This is a genomic window from Chromobacterium sp. S0633, from assembly GCF_024158805.1.
In the GTDB taxonomy this organism is placed as follows: domain Bacteria; phylum Pseudomonadota; class Gammaproteobacteria; order Burkholderiales; family Chromobacteriaceae; genus Chromobacterium.
This window is the reverse complement of record NZ_JAMZGH010000126.1, coordinates 1-617: the sequence shown is the minus strand read 5'-3', so window position 1 is coordinate 617 and position 617 is coordinate 1. Positions and strand designations below refer to the sequence as shown.

Here is a 617-nt window from a genome sequence, read left to right as displayed (position 1 = left end):
CTGGCCAAGGGCAAAACCCTGGGCATCGTCGGCGAATCCGGCTCCGGCAAGACCACCGTCGGTCTGACCCTGGTGCGGCTGCACCAGGCCAGCGGCGGGCAGGCGCTGTTCCACGGCCAGGACCTGCTGGGCATGGACGCCAAGGCCTTCCACGCTTACAAGCGGCGTATCCAGATCATCTTCCAGAACCCCTACGCCTCGCTGAACCCGCGCTTCACCGTGGAGCAGATCCTGAGCGAACCGATGCAGCTGCACGGCATTGGCCGCGACGGCGGCGAACGGCGCAAGCTGGCGCAGGAACTGCTGGACAAGGTGGGGATGCCGGCCGGGGCGCTGCAGAAATACCCGCACGAATTCTCCGGCGGCCAGCGTCAGCGCATCGCGATCGCGCGCTGCTTGACCTTGAAGCCGGAAGTGCTGATCTGCGACGAATCGGTGTCGGCGCTGGACGTGTCGGTGCAGGCGCAAGTGCTGAACCTGCTGCAAGACCTGCAGGACGAATACGGCCTGTCCTATCTGTTCATCTCGCACGATCTGGCGGTGGTGAAACATATCTCCGACCAGGTGATGGTGATGAACAAGGGCGAGGTGGTGGAGCAGGCGGACGCGGACCAGAT

1 protein-coding gene is annotated in these 617 nt (G+C 64.5%); it reads left to right on the top strand.

Annotation, left to right across the window (positions count from 1 at the left end):
* Window positions 1-617: dipeptide/oligopeptide/nickel ABC transporter ATP-binding protein (locus tag NK214_RS24910; protein WP_253315811.1), on the top strand; the 617-nt coding region annotated here is incomplete at both ends.